Raw genomic sequence first — 16,041 nt, forward strand, 5'->3', positions numbered from 1 at the left:
ACCAGATCGTTGTCACTGTCATCATCAAGGTAGTCAGGATTGTCAATACCATCAGTATTGTCAGGGTTTAATCCTTCAAAATCACCATTATCATAGGCATCATCCAAACCATCTCCATCTGAATCCTCACCAGTTGGGGGGATATAGCCCTCGGTAGGCTGCCCCTCTACGTTGTCGGGGATGCCGTCGTTGTCTGAGTCGATGTCTACCCTATCTGGAAATCCGTCATTATCTGAATCTACGTCATCACTAAAAGTCGTCGTCTGCGGGTCGAGAAAGTTTTCTAAACAAGCAAACTGAATACCTGATTGCCTGACTATAGTTTGAAAATTGTCATTGGTCGATGTCTGCACACCGAATCTAAAAACAAAGGTGGAAATGTCAACAAACTCCACTAATACATTTACGGATGGATTAGCACTTGAAATTCCATTGAACTCTTGCGTTCCCCCGTTTATTAAAAGGCCTCCAGAAGTATTACTTACCGAAACATCCGTTGGGTTATCAATGGTAAAACTGACAGGGGTATCGAATCTATTGAACTCTTGAAAACGTCCATTACCATCAACATCTATAAAACCAGCCACCAATTGTTCTAAAACCCTTGGGTTTATTGTTCCAGCGTCAACCAACGAAATCCTTAAATCCACAAATGGTCTTCTGACGTCATCAGTGAACTCAAATTGAATTTCAGGTTTGAAAAATTCTGGATCCACATTGTTTTGGTCCAATACATCTATTCTACCGTTTTGAATAGTCTCGATGCTAATCAAGGCATCAATTCCGGCACCAACATTTGTTATTCTAAATACGGAACCTTCTGTAAAACCATCTCCTGATTCTAAAACTGGCGGGGTACTAAAATCTAGATTGGGCACGTTGGCACAATCCACTCCAGCACTTTGCGAGCTTGATTCCGTTTGATCTAGAATACCATCATTATCGGAGTCGATGTCCAAATAGTCCGCAACCAAATCCCCTTCAGTATCTACAGGAGTTAATCCTTCGCCTCCCCCCGGGGTACTTTCAAATGCATCGTCCAATCCATTACGATCTTGGTCCATATCGGATGGCGTGATAATATTCAAGGCACTCTGAGCCTCAATATCATCGAAAATACCGTCATTGTCAGAATCCCTATCCAAATAATTGGGTAGCCCATCGCTATCGGTATCGGTAGGGTTCGTAGTGGGATCATTATCCCCATCGGAATTATCGTCTTCGATAGTATCCAAAATACCATCACCATCGTCATCAATATCAATATTGTCAGCGACACCATCGCCGTCAGTGTCGATAGTACTATTTAACGTAATCGATTCAGGATGGTCAAAGGAAGTTAATAAGAAGAGTGCAAAACTGAATATAAAAATGCAGCCCACAAATCTCCTTAGTAGGAGATTTGATAAAGTAAATTTTTCCATAAATGATAGTTTTCTCTTTTAAACTAATCACCATGGCGAAGTAGGCTTTTCGAACAGATTTTGGGCAATAATCAACTTTAGTCTACATATTTATTGAAAATCGGTAGATTATTTTGCATAGATACTTCTTATCTAGACAAACACCTATTTTACTCGACAAATGGTCAACTATTCAGCTTTCTAATATACGTTAATCTATCATCTATAGACTACGGTAGGTTAAAAAAAACTTAACGAAATTAAAGATAAAAATTTGTCATTTCATTCAAAATAACTCTTAATTTTCAATGATTTTGTTATATTAATTTTACTATTAGAAACCTTAGGCCATCTAGGCGCACTCCATATTTTTAACCTATTTTTGCCGAAATTTTGAAAATGAATTTTGAAAAGGAAATCGCTCGCAGGAGAACATTCGGAATTATTTCCCATCCTGATGCGGGTAAAACCACATTAACCGAAAAACTTCTACTGTTCGGTGGGGCAATTCAAGAAGCCGGAGCGGTAAAGAACAATAAGATAAAAAAATCGGCAACCAGTGATTTCATGGAGATTGAACGTCAGCGCGGAATCTCTGTAGCCACTTCCGTACTTGCCTTTATTTATAAGGATAAAAAAATCAATATTCTTGATACACCAGGTCACAAAGATTTCGCAGAGGATACTTTTAGAACCTTAACCGCAGTAGATAGTGTAATCGTGGTTATCGATGTTGCGAAAGGCGTTGAAGAGCAGACGGAGAAATTGGTCGAAGTATGTCGAATGCGAAACATTCCTATAATCGTGTTCATTAACAAATTAGACCGGGAAGGAAAAGATGCTTTTGACCTTTTGGATGAAGTTGAGCAAAAATTAGGATTAACGGTCACACCATTGAGTTTTCCTATAGGTATGGGATATGACTTTAAGGGTATTTACAATATCTATGAGAAAAACATCAATTTATTCAGTGGAAATAGCAAACAGAATATTGAAGAGACCATAGCCTTTAATGATATCGCGAATCCTGATTTAGAAAAAATCATAGGAGAAAAAGCGGCTCAAGATCTAAGGGACAATTTAGAGTTGGTAAATGGCGTATATCCCTCTTTTGACAAGGAGGCTTATTTAGAGGGCAAACAACAGCCCGTCTTTTTTGGATCTGCCTTGAACAACTTTGGCGTAAGGGAGTTGCTCGATTGTTTTGTCGAAATCGCCCCTACCCCAAAGTCTAAGATGGCAGAGGAACGGGAGGTAAAGTCAAATGAAAAAGATTTTTCAGGTTTTGTTTTTAAAATCCATGCCAATATGGACCCCAAACATCGAGATCGTTTGGCCTTTATAAAAATAGTCTCCGGTACTTTTGAACGAAATACCCCTTATCTGCATGTTAGACACGATAAGAAGTTAAAATTCTCTAGCCCGAATGCATTCTTCGCGGAAAAAAAAGAAATCGTTGATATATCATACCCTGGAGACATTGTTGGCCTGCATGATACGGGAAATTTTAAAATCGGGGATACCCTGACGGGTGGGGAAAAACTGAACTATAAAGGCATACCCAGTTTCTCCCCTGAACACTTCAGGTATATCAACAATGCCGATCCCATGAAGGCCAAACAATTGTATAAGGGAATTGATCAGTTAATGGATGAAGGTGTTGCACAGTTGTTCACCTTGGAACTTAATGGAAGAAAAGTAATCGGAACAGTAGGGGCATTGCAGTACGAAGTGATTCAGTATCGATTGGAACACGAATACGGGGCCAAATGTACCTATGAGAATTTTCCCGTTCACAAGGCCTGTTGGGTACAAGCCGAACAGAACAATGATGAATTCAAAGAATTTAAGCGGATAAAGCAAAAATTTTTAGCTATTGACAAAAGGGGACAACTTGTTTTTCTGGCGGATTCCGCATTCTCACTTCAAATGACTCAACAAAAATATCCTTCTGTAAAACTTCATTTTACCTCAGAATTTGAATAAGTTGTTGAGTCCCGTTAATATTCCGTTTGTCGCTGACTGGATTAGTCAACCATTTCATAGTTATTTTTTTTGTAAATTACTGGTTCATAACCAATTAATATGAAAAATATGACAGCTTATTCGTCAAGCAAGCCACCAGTATGGTTTTGGGTAGTAGCCGGGATTGCGCTTTTATGGAATTTGTTCGGCCTATTCAACTTTTACATTTCAACATTCGATCAGGTCACTATTCTAGAAACTTTAAATCAAGAACAACGTGAACTTTTTGAAGCGATGCCCATATGGGCCACTGTGGCTTTTGGCATTGCCACCATTGGAGGAGTCATAGCTACTCTCGGCCTCTTTATACGAAGGAAATGGGCCAAGCAACTCTTCGTAATTTCACTGATAGCGATGGTGGTCCAGTTTGTGAATTGGCTTTTCATTCAAAAAGCCCCGGAGGTTTTCCCAAATTCGTACACCATGCCTGTAGCGGTTGTCATCGTTGGAGTATTGCTCATTTTCTTCTGCAATAAAGCAATTCAAAAAGGTTGGTTACGCTAATGGCCGCAGCGTGAAGGCACAAAAAAGCCCTGATGAGAATCAGGGTTTTTTACTTACGCTTCTCCCGTAGGACCAAAATTCAAAGGTATCGGAGGCTGCTCATAGTCCTTTATGGTACCATGGGCCTTTTCGAACCTATTCACATTATCGCTCAATGCTTTTAAAAACTTCTTCGCATGTTGAGGCGTCAAAACAATTCTACTTTTCACCTTTGCTTTGGGCGACCCAGGCATCATACTAATAAAGTCGACTACAAATTCAGATACAGAATGGTTGATAATCGCCAAATTGGAATAAATGCCCTCAGCGGTTTTTTCATCCAATTCGATATTGATTTGCTTCTGCTTTTTATCTTGTTCAGACATAACTTACGATTTTATATGAAAAAGGGCCAAAACCCGTTCGGCATACCCGAGCTATGGTTTTGACCCTCTATATTTAAAAGAATTTTTGTTTAAAACTTAAACTCCTCTTTACGAGCCATAATCTCATCATATTCTTCTTTAGAGCCAACGATAATGCTGTCATAATCCCTCATACCAGTACCGGCTGGAATCTTATGACCTACAATAACGTTCTCTTTCAGACCTTCTAAAGTATCTACTTTACCGCTTACGGCAGCTTCGTTCAATACTTTTGTCGTCTCTTGGAAAGAGGCCGCAGAGATAAATGATTTTGTCTGCAAAGAAGCTCTCGTAATACCTTGAAGAATAGGTGTAGCGGTAGCTGCAACAGCATCCCTAGCAGTCACTACGTTCTTGTCGGCACGTTTCAGCAATGAGTTTTCATCCCGCAACTCCCTAGCAGTAATTATCTGTCCTGCTTTCAAGTTTTCAGAATCTCCAGCATCTTCAACTACTTTCTTGCCAAAGATTTCATCATTTTCCCGAATGAAATCATCTTTATGCACCAATTGGTTTTCCAAGAAAATCGTATCTCCGGCATCTTGAATACGTACTTTACGCATCATCTGCCTAACCACGACCTCAAAGTGCTTATCATTGATCTTCACTCCCTGTAAACGGTATACTTCTTGTACCTCATTGACCAAATACTGCTGCACAGCGGATGGTCCCTTGATCGCCAAAATATCCTCTGGGGTAATGGATCCATCTGAAAGGGGCATTCCTGCCCTTACATAGTCATTCTCTTGAACCAGAATTTGATTCGAAAGTTTCACTAAGTACTTCTTGATCTCACCTAATTTAGATTCAATGATGATCTCTCGGTTACCCCTTTTGATCTTTCCAAAAGAAACTACTCCATCGATTTCAGATACTACCGCTGGGTTCGAAGGATTACGTGCCTCAAATAATTCGGTAACCCTTGGAAGACCTCCCGTAATATCACCTGCTTTTGCCGACTTACGTGGAATTTTGACCAAGGTTTTTCCCTCTTTGATTTTTTCACCATCATCTACCATGATGTGCGAACCAACGGGTAAATTATATGAACGTAAAGTTTCACCCTTAGCATCTTGGATCAATAAAGTCGGTATCAACTTCTTATTCCTGGATTCTGAAATTACTTTTTCTTGAAAACCGGTCTGCTCGTCAATTTCGACTTGATATGTAATACCTTGTTCTATATTTTCATAGGCGATCTTACCTGTGAACTCTGAAACGATAACACCATTGTATGGATCCCAAGAGCAGATTACCGCCCCTTTTTTGATTTTCGCCCCATTTTTGATGAACAGTTGCGAACCATATGGAATGTTATTGGTACTTAAGGTAATACCCGTTTTCTCATCAACAATCTTAATCTCAGAAGTCCTAGAAATGACAATAGTTGATTTGTCACCTTCACTATTCTCACCTACTACTGTTCTCAGATCCTCAATTTCAGCTACGCCATCAAATTTGGCCTCTAACTTACTCTCTTCAGAAATGTTGCCCGCGATACCACCCACGTGGAAGGTACGAAGTGTCAACTGTGTACCTGGCTCACCAATGGATTGCGCGGCAACCACACCAACGGCTTCGCCTCGTTGTACCATTTTATTGGTTGCGAGATTACGTCCGTAACATTTCGAGCAAATTCCCTTAGGGGCCTCACAAGTCAATGGGGAGCGAACTTCAACCTTATCAATTGGCGAAGCTTCAATCTTTTTAACCTCGACTTCCGTAATCTGTTGGCCAGCTGCTACTAAAAGCTCTTCTGTTACTGGATTGTAGACATCATGCAACGAAACACGGCCAACAATACGTTCGCCCAGTGTTTCTACGATTTCCTCATTCTTCTTCAATGCTTGAACCTCAATACCACGTAAGGTCTCACAATCTTCAATATTGATGATGACGTCTTGTGAAACATCAACCAAACGTCTAGTCAAATATCCTGCATCCGCAGTTTTTAATGCTGTATCGGCAAGACCTTTACGCGCACCGTGGGTAGAAATAAAATACTCAAGAATCGAAAGCCCTTCCTTAAAGTTGGAAAGAATCGGGTTTTCAATGATTTCACCACCCCCGGCAGTTGATTTTTTTGGTTTCGCCATCAATCCACGCATACCGGTAAGCTGACGAATTTGTTCTTTAGAACCCCTTGCGCCTGAATCCAACATCATGTATACCGAGTTAAATCCTTGTTGATCTTCCCGTATACGTTTCATAGCCAATTCCGTCAACATCGCGTTCGTTGACGTCCAGACGTCAATAACTTGATTGTAACGTTCGTTGTTGGTAATAAGACCCATATTATAATTGGCCATAATACCATCAACTTGTCCGTTGGCATCGTCAATCATCTCTATTTTCTCTTTAGGAATAATAATATCACCTAAACTGAAAGACAATCCGCCTTTAAAGGCAAATTGATATCCCATGGTCTTAATCTTGTCTAAGAACTCAGCAGTTCTAGGCACATCGGTAACTGCAAGGATATCACCGATAATATTACGAAGTGCCTTCTTGTTCAATACTTGATTGATAAATCCGGCTTCTTCAGGTACATGGCTATTGAACAATACCCTACCAACGGTAGTTTGGATAATTTTGTTTACCAGCTCACCGTCATCATTAAAATCTTTTGCCCGTACTTTGATACTTGCATTCAAATCAACTTTCTTTTCATTGAAAGCGATTTCAACTTCTTCTGCCGAGTAAAATGTAAGTCCTTCTCCTTTTACAGGAACTTCTTTTGTAGATTTCCGTTCTTTGGTCATATAATATAGCCCCAAGACCATATCTTGTGAAGGTACCGTTATCGGGGAACCATTAGCTGGGTTCAAGATATTTTGAGATGCCAACATCAGTAATTGGGCCTCAAGAATAGCCTCTGGACCCAATGGTAAGTGAACTGCCATCTGGTCACCATCAAAGTCAGCATTAAAAGCCGTACATGCTAAAGGGTGTAGACGAATCGCCTTGCCTTCTATCAATTTTGGCTGGAACGCTTGAATACCCAAACGGTGAAGTGTTGGAGCCCTATTCAATAGTACAGGGTGCCCCTTCAAAACGTTTTCAAGAATATCCCAAACGACCGGCTCTTTTTTATCAATTATCTTTTTAGCTGATTTTACCGTTTTCACAATACCTCTTTCTATCAGCTTTCTGATGATAAAAGGCTTGTACAGTTCAGCGGCCATATCTTTTGGAAGTCCACACTCGTATAGGTTCATTTCAGGACCCACAACGATTACCGAACGTGCCGAATAATCGACCCGTTTACCTAAAAGGTTTTGACGAAAACGACCTTGCTTACCTTTCAATGAATCTGAAAGTGATTTTAAAGGCCTATTTGACTCCGTCTTAACGGCAGAAGCTTTTCTTGTATTATCGAACAAGGAATCGACCGATTCTTGAAGCATCCTTTTTTCATTTCGAAGGATAACTTCCGGTGCCTTGATTTCCATCAATCGCTTTAAACGATTGTTACGAATGATTACCCTACGGTATAAATCGTTCAAATCGGAAGTAGCAAAACGACCCCCATCCAACGGAACCAACGGACGCAGTTCTGGTGGAATCACAGGCACCACCTTCATAATCATCCATTCTGGACGGTTTTCCCTATTATCTTGTGATTCACGTAATGCTTCTACTACCTGAAGTCTTTTCAAGGCTTCGGTTTTACGCTGCTTTGAAGTCTCTGTATTTGCTTTATGCCTCAATTCGTAAGACAATTGCTCCAAATCAATCCTACCCAATAAATCAATCAAACATTCCGCACCCATTTTAGCGATAAACTTATTAGGGTCTGAATCTTCTAAATATTGATTTTCAGCAGGTATTGATTCTAAAATATTCAAGTATTCCTCCTCGGTCAAGAAATCCATTTTATTGATTTCTTCCCCTTCCGGTCCTTTTGCGACACCTGGTTGGATTACTACGTAACGCTCGTAGTAAATGATCATATCCAGTTTTTTGGAAGGAAGACCCAATAAATACCCAATCTTATTTGGAAGCGAACGGAAATACCAAATATGTGCAACGGGTACGACCAAGTTGATATGGCCTACCCTATCACGACGAACTTTCTTTTCGGTTACCTCAACACCACAGCGATCACAAACGATACCGCGATAGCGAATACGCTTGTATTTTCCGCAGGCACATTCATAATCCTTCACAGGACCGAAAATACGCTCACAGAACAATCCATCACGCTCTGGTTTGTGGGTTCTATAATTAATGGTTTCCGGTTTCAAAACCTCACCCCTTGATTCAGCCAAGATAGACTCTGGCGAAGCAAGACCGATTGAAATTTTATTAAACCTTTTTGGTGCGTTATTATCTTTTATTCTAGCCATAATGCTATAAAGATGTAAATGTTAAAAATATTCTCTTTAATATAGTTTCGCAACTATCATACTATTCTTCCAATCTAATATCCAAGCCCAAACCTTTAAGTTCGTGCATCAATACGTTGAAAGATTCTGGCAATCCAGGTTCTGGCATGGTCTCACCTTTTACGATGGACTCGTAGGTCTTGGCCCTACCGATTACGTCATCTGATTTTACGGTCAAGATTTCGCGAAGGGTAGATGATGCTCCGTATGCTTCCAAGGCCCAAACCTCCATCTCACCAAATCGCTGACCACCGAATTGTGCTTTACCACCTAATGGTTGTTGCGTAATCAATGAGTAAGGTCCGATAGAACGTGCATGCATCTTATCATCAACCATGTGGCCTAATTTCAACATGTAGATAATACCTACCGTTGCCGCTTGATCAAAACGTTCTCCTGTTCCACCATCGTAAAGATGGGTATGTCCAAATCTTGGCACTCCTGCTTCGTCGGTCAAGGCGTTGATTTGGTCTAATGTTGCACCATCAAAAATTGGTGTTCCATACTTGCGACCTAATTTTTCACCAGCCCATCCAAGAACGGTCTCATAAATCTGACCGATGTTCATACGAGATGGTACACCTAATGGATTCAATACGATATCCACGGGGGTTCCATCTTCTAAGAAAGGCATATCTTCTTGACGTACAATACGTGCCACGATACCTTTGTTACCGTGACGACCTGCCATTTTATCACCTACCTTCAACTTTCGTTTTTTGGCGATATAGACTTTAGCCAATTTCATGATTCCAGCTGGTAATTCATCACCTACTGAAATTGTGAACTTGTCCCTTCTCAAGCTTCCTTGAAGGTCGTTCAATTTAATTTTATAATTGTGCAACAAATCAGCAACCTGCTGGTTTGTCTTGTCATCGGTTGTCCAACTTCCACTTACCAAATGTGCAAAATCGTCAACTGAATTCAACATCTTAATAGTATACTTCTTACCTTTTGGAAGTACTTCTTCCCCTAAGTCGTTCATGACGCCTTGTGAGGTTTTTCCATTAACCAGCGTAAAAAGTTTTTCAACCAAGACATCTTTTAACTGTTGGAATTTCACTTCATATTCCAACTCCAGCTTTGAGATAGCCTCTTTATCCTCTGAACGCTTGCGCTTATCTTTGATAGAACGAGAGAACAACTTTTTATCGATGACAACACCACGCAATGATGGAGAGGCTTTTAATGAAGCATCTTTCACATCACCTGCCTTATCACCGAAAATAGCACGAAGTAATTTTTCTTCTGGTGTTGGATCCGATTCCCCTTTTGGAGTAATCTTACCAATTAAGATATCGCCAGGTTTCACTTCTGCACCAATACGGATCATTCCGTTTTCATCCAAATCCTTGGTGGCTTCCTCCGATACATTAGGAATGTCATTGGTCAACTCTTCAGCACCCAGTTTGGTGTCCCTAACCTCTAGTGCGTATTCATCAATGTGAATTGATGTAAAGATATCTTCGCGAACTACCTTCTCAGAGATTACGATGGCATCTTCAAAGTTATACCCTTTCCAAGGCATGAAAGCAACCTTCATGTTTCGACCTAAGGCCAGTTCCCCTTTCTCGGTGGCGTAACCTTCACAAAGTACCTGTCCCTTCTTAACCTTATCGCCTTTTTTAACAATTGGCTTTAGGTTGATACTGGTACCTTGGTTCGTTTTACGGAATTTTATCAAGTTATAGGTCTTGAAATCCTCTTCAAAACTCACCAACTTTTCCTCTTCCGTCCTACTGTACTTTACGGTTATTTTATGGGCGTCAACATAGTCGATGACCCCGTTCTCCTCGGCATTGATCAACACCCTTGAATCCGTTGCCACCTGACGCTCCAATCCGGTACCCACAATTGGGGACTGCGGACGTAATAATGGAACAGCCTGACGCATCATGTTCGATCCCATCAAAGCCCTGTTCGCATCATCATGTTCCAAGAAAGGAATCAAGGATGCCGAAATAGATGCAATTTGATTAGGAGCTACATCGGTATAATTTACTTCGGAAGGGTCCACTACCGGAAAATCACCTTCTTCACGTGCAATGACTTTATCATCTTGAATCTTTCCTTTCCCATCCATAGGGATGTTTGCTTGGGAAATCTTCATTCCTTCCTCTTCTTCAGCACTTAAGTATCTGAACTCTTTAGTATCTACAACCCCATTTTCAACCTTGCGATAAGGTGTTTCCAAGAAGCCCATCGGATTTACTTTCGCAAATACCGATAAAGAAGAAATCAAACCAATGTTCGGACCTTCAGGTGTTTCTATCGGACATAGGCGTCCGTAGTGGGTATAGTGAACATCACGAACCTCAAAACCAGCCCTTTCACGTGAAAGACCACCTGGGCCAAGTGCCGAGAGTCTTCTCTTATGCGTTATCTCAGCCAATGGATTCGTTTGATCCATAAATTGTGATAACTGGTTGGTACCAAAGAAAGAGTTGATTACGGAAGATAAGGTTTTCGCATTGATCAAATCAATAGGTGTAAATACCTCATTATCCCTAACGTTCATACGCTCACGAATTGTTCTGGCCATACGCGCCAAACCAACACCGAATTGCTGTGATAATTGTTCACCAACCGTTCTAACGCGACGGTTCGACAAGTGATCGATATCATCAATCTCTGCTTTTGAATTGATCAATTCAATCAAATACTTGATGATGGTAATGATATCTTCTTTGGTCAAGACCTGTTTATCCATTCCGATATCAAGTCCTAACTTCTTGTTCATTCTGTAACGACCAACCTCACCTAGGTTGTAACGTTGATCTGAGAAGAACAATTTATCGATAATACCTCGTGCAGTTTCCTCATCTGGCGGTTCTGCATTACGCAACTGGCGGTAAATATGCTCTACCGCTTCCTTTTCAGAATTCGTTGGGTCTTTTTGTAGGGTATTGTGAATAATGGCATAGTCGGATTGTGCATTGTTCTCTTTATGCAAGAGAATCGTCTTCACATCGGCATCGATGATTTCATCAACATGCTCTTTCTCAAGAATGGTATCACGATCCAGAACGATTTCATTTCTTTCAATCGATACTACCTCGCCCGTATCCTCATCTACGAAATCTTCATGCCAAGTGTTCAAAACCCTGGCGGCCAACTTGCGGCCCATCACTTTCTTAAGTGCGGCCTTAGAAACTTTAACTTCTTCAGAAAGGTCAAAAATTTCTAAAATATCTTTATCACGCTCAAATCCGATGGCACGGAAAAGCGTGGTTACCGGTAATTTTTTCTTTCTATCAATATAAGCGTACATCACCCCATTGATATCAGTTGCGAACTCAATCCAAGAGCCTTTGAAGGGTATTACCCTAGCAGAGTATAGCTTGGTTCCATTGGCATGAAAGGATTGACCAAAGAAAACACCTGGTGAACGATGCAATTGTGAAACTACCACACGCTCTGCACCGTTAATAACAAAAGTTCCACTTGGGGTCATGTAGGGAATGGTACCCAAGTACACATCTTGTACGATGGTCTCAAAATCTTCGTGCTCAGGATCTGTACAATATAATTTTAAACGTGCCTTTAGTGGAACACTATATGTCAAACCACGTTCTATACATTCTTGTATGGAATATCTTGGTGGATCTATAAAGTAATCTAGGAACTCTAGTACAAATTGGTTTCTGGTATCCGTTATTGGAAAGTTTTCCATGAAGGTATTGTACAAACCTTCGTTGCCTCTTTCGTCAGATTTGGTTTCAAGCTGAAAAAAGTCTTGAAAAGATTTAATCTGAATGTCCAAGAAATCCGGGTATTCCGGTATGTTCTTAGCGGATGCAAAATTTACTCTTTCAGTCTGATTTGTGAACATCTATGGACAAATTTTGATAGTGAATTCTCTTAGGGTATGCATGTGCCATCACATGCTGCTATAAAAACAGGCTAAGGTCTGACCGTTTTTACGGAAAGACCTTAACCATAGTATCTATGTGGAAGCTCTTATTTAAGCTCAACTTCCGCTCCTGCTTCTTCCAAAGATTTTTTGATACCTTCTGCCTCATCTTTAGAGACAGCTTCTTTAACAGCTTTTGGTGCGCTATCAACAATCTCTTTGGCATCTTTCAAGCCAAGACCTGTCAATTCTTTCACCAATTTTACTACTGCCAATTTAGAACCACCAGCTGCTGTTAAGATTACATCAAATTCTGATTTCTCTTCAGCGGCCTCTTCACCACCGGCAGCTCCACCACCAGCAGCAACTGCCACAGCAGCGGCAGCAGGTTCGATACCATACTCTTCTTTTAAAATATCAGCCAATTCATTTACCTCTTTTACGGTAAGGTTGACCAACTGTTCTGCAAAATCTTTTAAATCTGCCATTTTTCTATCGTTTAAATAAAATTTTTAAAATATAATTGTTTTAGTGCGTGCGTTTTATCTTTCAGACAATGTCTTAAGGATACCGGCTAACTTACCACCACCTGATTTAAGACCAGAAATAACGTTCTTGGCCGGTGATTGTAACAATCCGATAATATCTCCGATAACCTCTTCTTTTGATTTGATATTCACCAAAGCATCCAAGTTCTCATCACCGATATAAACTGCCTCTTCAATAAAGGCACCCTTTAATAAGGGTTTATCTGATTTCTTTCTAAAGTTCTTGATAAGTTTTGCAGGAGCATTACCCGTTTCAGAAAGCATTAAAGAGGTATTACCCTTCAATACTTCAGGAAGTTCTCCAAACTCCTTATCAGAAGCTTCCATTGCTTTCGCTAGCAATGTATTTTTGACAACTGCAAGCTTAATATTTGCCTTGAAGCATGCCCTTCTTAAATTTGAAGTGGTCAATGCATCCAACCCTGAAATATCTGCAAGATATATGTTTGGGTTATCGGCCAACTGTGCAGTCAAATCTTCAATTACAGTTGCTTTTTCTTCTCTTGTCATTGTTATAATTTTAGACTACTCAGTAATTAAACTGCTTTAGGGTCAAGTTGAATACTAGGACTCATCGTGCTTGACATATGAACACTTTTCATGTAAACACCCTTAGCAGCGGTTGGCTTCAACTTATTCAAAGTTTCTAAAAGCTCTTTTGCATTACCCGCAATTTTATCGGCGGAAAATGACGCTTTACCAATAGCCGCATGCACGATTCCGGTCTTATCAACCTTAAAATCTATCTTACCAGCCTTCACATCAGACACTGCTTTCGCGACGTCCATTGTAACTGTACCTGTTTTTGGATTTGGCATTAAACCCCTTGGTCCTAAAATTCTACCCAACGGTCCTAATTTACCCATTACGCTTGGCATCGTGATGATGACATCAACATCGGTCCAACCGCCTTTTATTTTATCCAAATATTCATCCAACCCCACAAAATCGGCTCCAGCTTCTTTAGCCTCACCTTCTTTGTCTGGTGTCACCAATGCCAAAACTTTTACATCTTTACCAGTACCATGTGGCAACGTTACCACACCACGTACCATTTGATTCGCTTTTCTAGGGTCTACACCCAAACGAACAGCCAAATCAATTGATGCATCAAATTTCACATTGGTTATCTCTTTTACCAAAGCGGAGGCTTCATCAATAGTATACAATTTGTTACCATCGATTTTAGCGTGTGCCGCTTTTTGATTTTTAGTCAATCTTGCCATTTGAAATTGCTTTTAGATTTTAAAAAGGTCTTTTTCCCGCGACCTTTAATCCCATTGATCTAGCAGTACCTGCAACCATACTCATTGCAGATTCCACCGTAAAAGCATTCAAATCGACCATTTTGTCTTCAGCGATTTGCTTTACTTGATCCCAGGAAACAGATCCATTCTTAACTCTGTTAGGTTCGCCTGATCCTTTTTTAATCTTCGCTGCTTCCAACAATTGAACTGCCGCTGGAGGTGTTTTAACGACAAACTCGAAAGATTTGTCTTTATATACCGTGATAACAACAGGCAAAACCTTGCCTTGTTTGTCCTGTGTACGCGCATTGAACTGCTTACAGAACTCCATGATGTTAACACCGGCAGCACCTAAGGCGGGTCCAACCGGTGGCGACGGATTCGCAGCACCTCCCCTAACTTGTAATTTAACTACCTTATCTACTTCTTTTGCCATTGTTTTTGTTTAGATGAAAATGTGCTAATTGGAAGCAACACAATTTCGATATATGTAACAGCTCTCATTTTTCAGATTGAAGATGTTAGATTCAAGACTTCAGACTTTGCCATTGTTAAGCAAAAGGTTGTCTTGGCCCTTATATCCAACATCTTATATCTCACTTATACTTTTTCCACTTGCATATAGCTTAACTCCAATGGGGTCTTTCTTCCGAAAATCTTAACCATTACTTCAAGCTTACGCTTTTCCTCATTTATTTTTTCAACCGTACCGTTGAAACCATTAAAAGGCCCATCAATTACCTTTACCGTTTCACCAAGCACAAAAGGTATTGCGACACTATCGGTATTTACGGCCAATTCGTCTACTTTACCCAACATTCTGTTGACCTCAGCCTTTCGTAATGGAACGGGATCCCCACCTTTGGTCTCCCCTAAAAAACCGATTACATTAGTTATGGAACGTATAATATGAACCATTTCACCACCAAGATTGGCCTTGATCATAATATAGCCGGGGAAATACGTTCGTTCTTTACTGATTTTTTTGCCGTTTCTAATTTGAATCACCTTTTCAGTCGGCACCAAAACGTCTTCAAGATAATCGCCAAAACCATGTCTATCAACCTCACTCTCGATGTAGCCCTTGATCTTGTTTTCTTGACCACTTACGGCCCTAACTACATACCATTTCTTCTCCAATACCTCTGACATCGCTCTTAACCTATTAAATTATCAAAGTACAATTGAATCAACTTGCTAAAAGCGGAATCAACACCCCATGTTGCCAAAGCAAATAAAATTGAGAAAACAGCGACGATTACCATAAGGTTTGAAGCCTGCTCCCTGCTCAACCAGGTCACATTATTCTTAAGTTCTTCCCAAGATTCTTTAACGTATGTCAACATAAAATCAATTTTAACTCTTAGCCTAGTTTTAAAATCAGTCCAAATCTTAAACTGTAAACTACTCTTTTATCTATTCTTTTTCTACAAGGGCGGAGAGGCTTCCTTTACTTCGACTGCGCTCAGCATAGGCTTTTCGCTCAGGATAAACTTCTCGCACTCTTCTTGTGCTTCGCACGGGCGGAGAGGCTCGAACTCCCGACACCTGGTTTTGGAGACCAGTGCTCTACCAACTGAGCTACGCCCGTTTATTTGGCGCCAGTATCCCAAAATCAAATTAAGATAAGCTACCTCGCCACTATTTACACTGAAAGGTATCCGTAAAC

11 protein-coding genes, 1 tRNA gene and 1 pseudogene are annotated in these 16,041 nt (G+C 40.4%); 2 read left to right on the top strand and 11 right to left on the bottom strand.

The annotated features are described in order from the left end of the window. Nucleotides 1-1,424: pseudogene (locus AACM45_RS05090) on the bottom strand (gliding motility-associated C-terminal domain-containing protein); the annotation flags it as partial. A gap of 378 nt (nucleotides 1,425-1,802) precedes the next feature. On the opposite strand from AACM45_RS05090, the gene AACM45_RS05095 reads away from it, so the two are divergent. Both AACM45_RS05095 and AACM45_RS05100 read left to right on the top strand, forming a co-directional pair. Beyond that, on the top strand, nucleotides 1,803-3,389 hold the full coding sequence (locus tag AACM45_RS05095) for a peptide chain release factor 3 (RefSeq protein ID WP_339141191.1): 1,587 nt from the start codon (nucleotides 1,803-1,805) through the stop codon (nucleotides 3,387-3,389). Between the two features lie 99 nt (nucleotides 3,390-3,488). Next, nucleotides 3,489-3,932, top strand: a complete 444-nt coding sequence (locus AACM45_RS05100; protein ID WP_339141192.1) for a hypothetical protein — start codon at nucleotides 3,489-3,491, stop codon at nucleotides 3,930-3,932. A gap of 53 nt (nucleotides 3,933-3,985) precedes the next feature. Here AACM45_RS05100 and AACM45_RS05105 read toward each other — a convergent pair whose 3' ends face one another. The 10 genes from AACM45_RS05105 to AACM45_RS05150 all read right to left on the bottom strand — a co-directional run bounded on the left by AACM45_RS05105 (nucleotide 3,986) and on the right by AACM45_RS05150 (nucleotide 15,963). Then, nucleotides 3,986-4,297 (bottom strand): DUF3467 domain-containing protein, encoded by a 312-nt coding sequence (locus AACM45_RS05105; RefSeq protein ID WP_339141193.1) that lies wholly within the window; start codon nucleotides 4,295-4,297, stop codon nucleotides 3,986-3,988. Nucleotides 4,298-4,386: 89 nt separating this feature from the next. Beyond that, on the bottom strand, nucleotides 4,387-8,685 hold the full coding sequence (gene rpoC, locus AACM45_RS05110) for a DNA-directed RNA polymerase subunit beta' (RefSeq protein ID WP_339141194.1): 4,299 nt from the start codon (nucleotides 8,683-8,685) through the stop codon (nucleotides 4,387-4,389). A gap of 61 nt (nucleotides 8,686-8,746) precedes the next feature. Continuing rightward, the gene (gene rpoB, locus AACM45_RS05115; RefSeq protein WP_339141196.1) at nucleotides 8,747-12,556 is read right to left on the bottom strand and encodes a DNA-directed RNA polymerase subunit beta; all 3,810 of its coding nucleotides are present in this window, start codon (nucleotides 12,554-12,556) and stop codon (nucleotides 8,747-8,749) included. Between the two features lie 128 nt (nucleotides 12,557-12,684). After that, a complete protein-coding gene (rplL, locus tag AACM45_RS05120) occupies nucleotides 12,685-13,065 on the bottom strand; it encodes a 50S ribosomal protein L7/L12 (RefSeq protein ID WP_339141198.1) in 381 nt (126 codons plus the stop codon). A gap of 54 nt (nucleotides 13,066-13,119) precedes the next feature. After that, nucleotides 13,120-13,635: a 50S ribosomal protein L10 gene (gene rplJ, locus AACM45_RS05125; protein WP_339141200.1), complete on the bottom strand. Its 516-nt coding sequence runs from the start codon at nucleotides 13,633-13,635 to the stop codon at nucleotides 13,120-13,122. Nucleotides 13,636-13,661: 26 nt separating this feature from the next. After that, complete coding sequence (rplA, locus tag AACM45_RS05130; RefSeq protein WP_339141201.1) at nucleotides 13,662-14,351, bottom strand: 50S ribosomal protein L1; 690 nt, start codon at nucleotides 14,349-14,351, stop codon at nucleotides 13,662-13,664. Nucleotides 14,352-14,370: 19 nt separating this feature from the next. Next, nucleotides 14,371-14,808, bottom strand: a complete 438-nt coding sequence (rplK, locus tag AACM45_RS05135; protein ID WP_339141202.1) for a 50S ribosomal protein L11 — start codon at nucleotides 14,806-14,808, stop codon at nucleotides 14,371-14,373. Nucleotides 14,809-14,972: 164 nt separating this feature from the next. Further along, complete coding sequence (gene nusG, locus AACM45_RS05140) at nucleotides 14,973-15,524, bottom strand: transcription termination/antitermination protein NusG (protein WP_339141203.1); 552 nt, start codon at nucleotides 15,522-15,524, stop codon at nucleotides 14,973-14,975. Between the two features lie 5 nt (nucleotides 15,525-15,529). Beyond that, nucleotides 15,530-15,718 carry a preprotein translocase subunit SecE gene (gene secE / locus AACM45_RS05145; protein ID WP_339141204.1) on the bottom strand — a complete coding sequence of 63 codons (189 nt, stop codon included), beginning with the start codon at nucleotides 15,716-15,718 and terminating at the stop codon, nucleotides 15,530-15,532. 172 nt (nucleotides 15,719-15,890) lie between these two features. Then, a tRNA-Trp gene (locus AACM45_RS05150) sits at nucleotides 15,891-15,963 on the bottom strand. Between the last annotated feature and the right edge of the window lie 78 nt (nucleotides 15,964-16,041).

Source organism: Croceitalea sp. MTPC5 (genome assembly GCF_036985505.1).
In the GTDB taxonomy this organism is placed as follows: domain Bacteria; phylum Bacteroidota; class Bacteroidia; order Flavobacteriales; family Flavobacteriaceae; genus Croceitalea.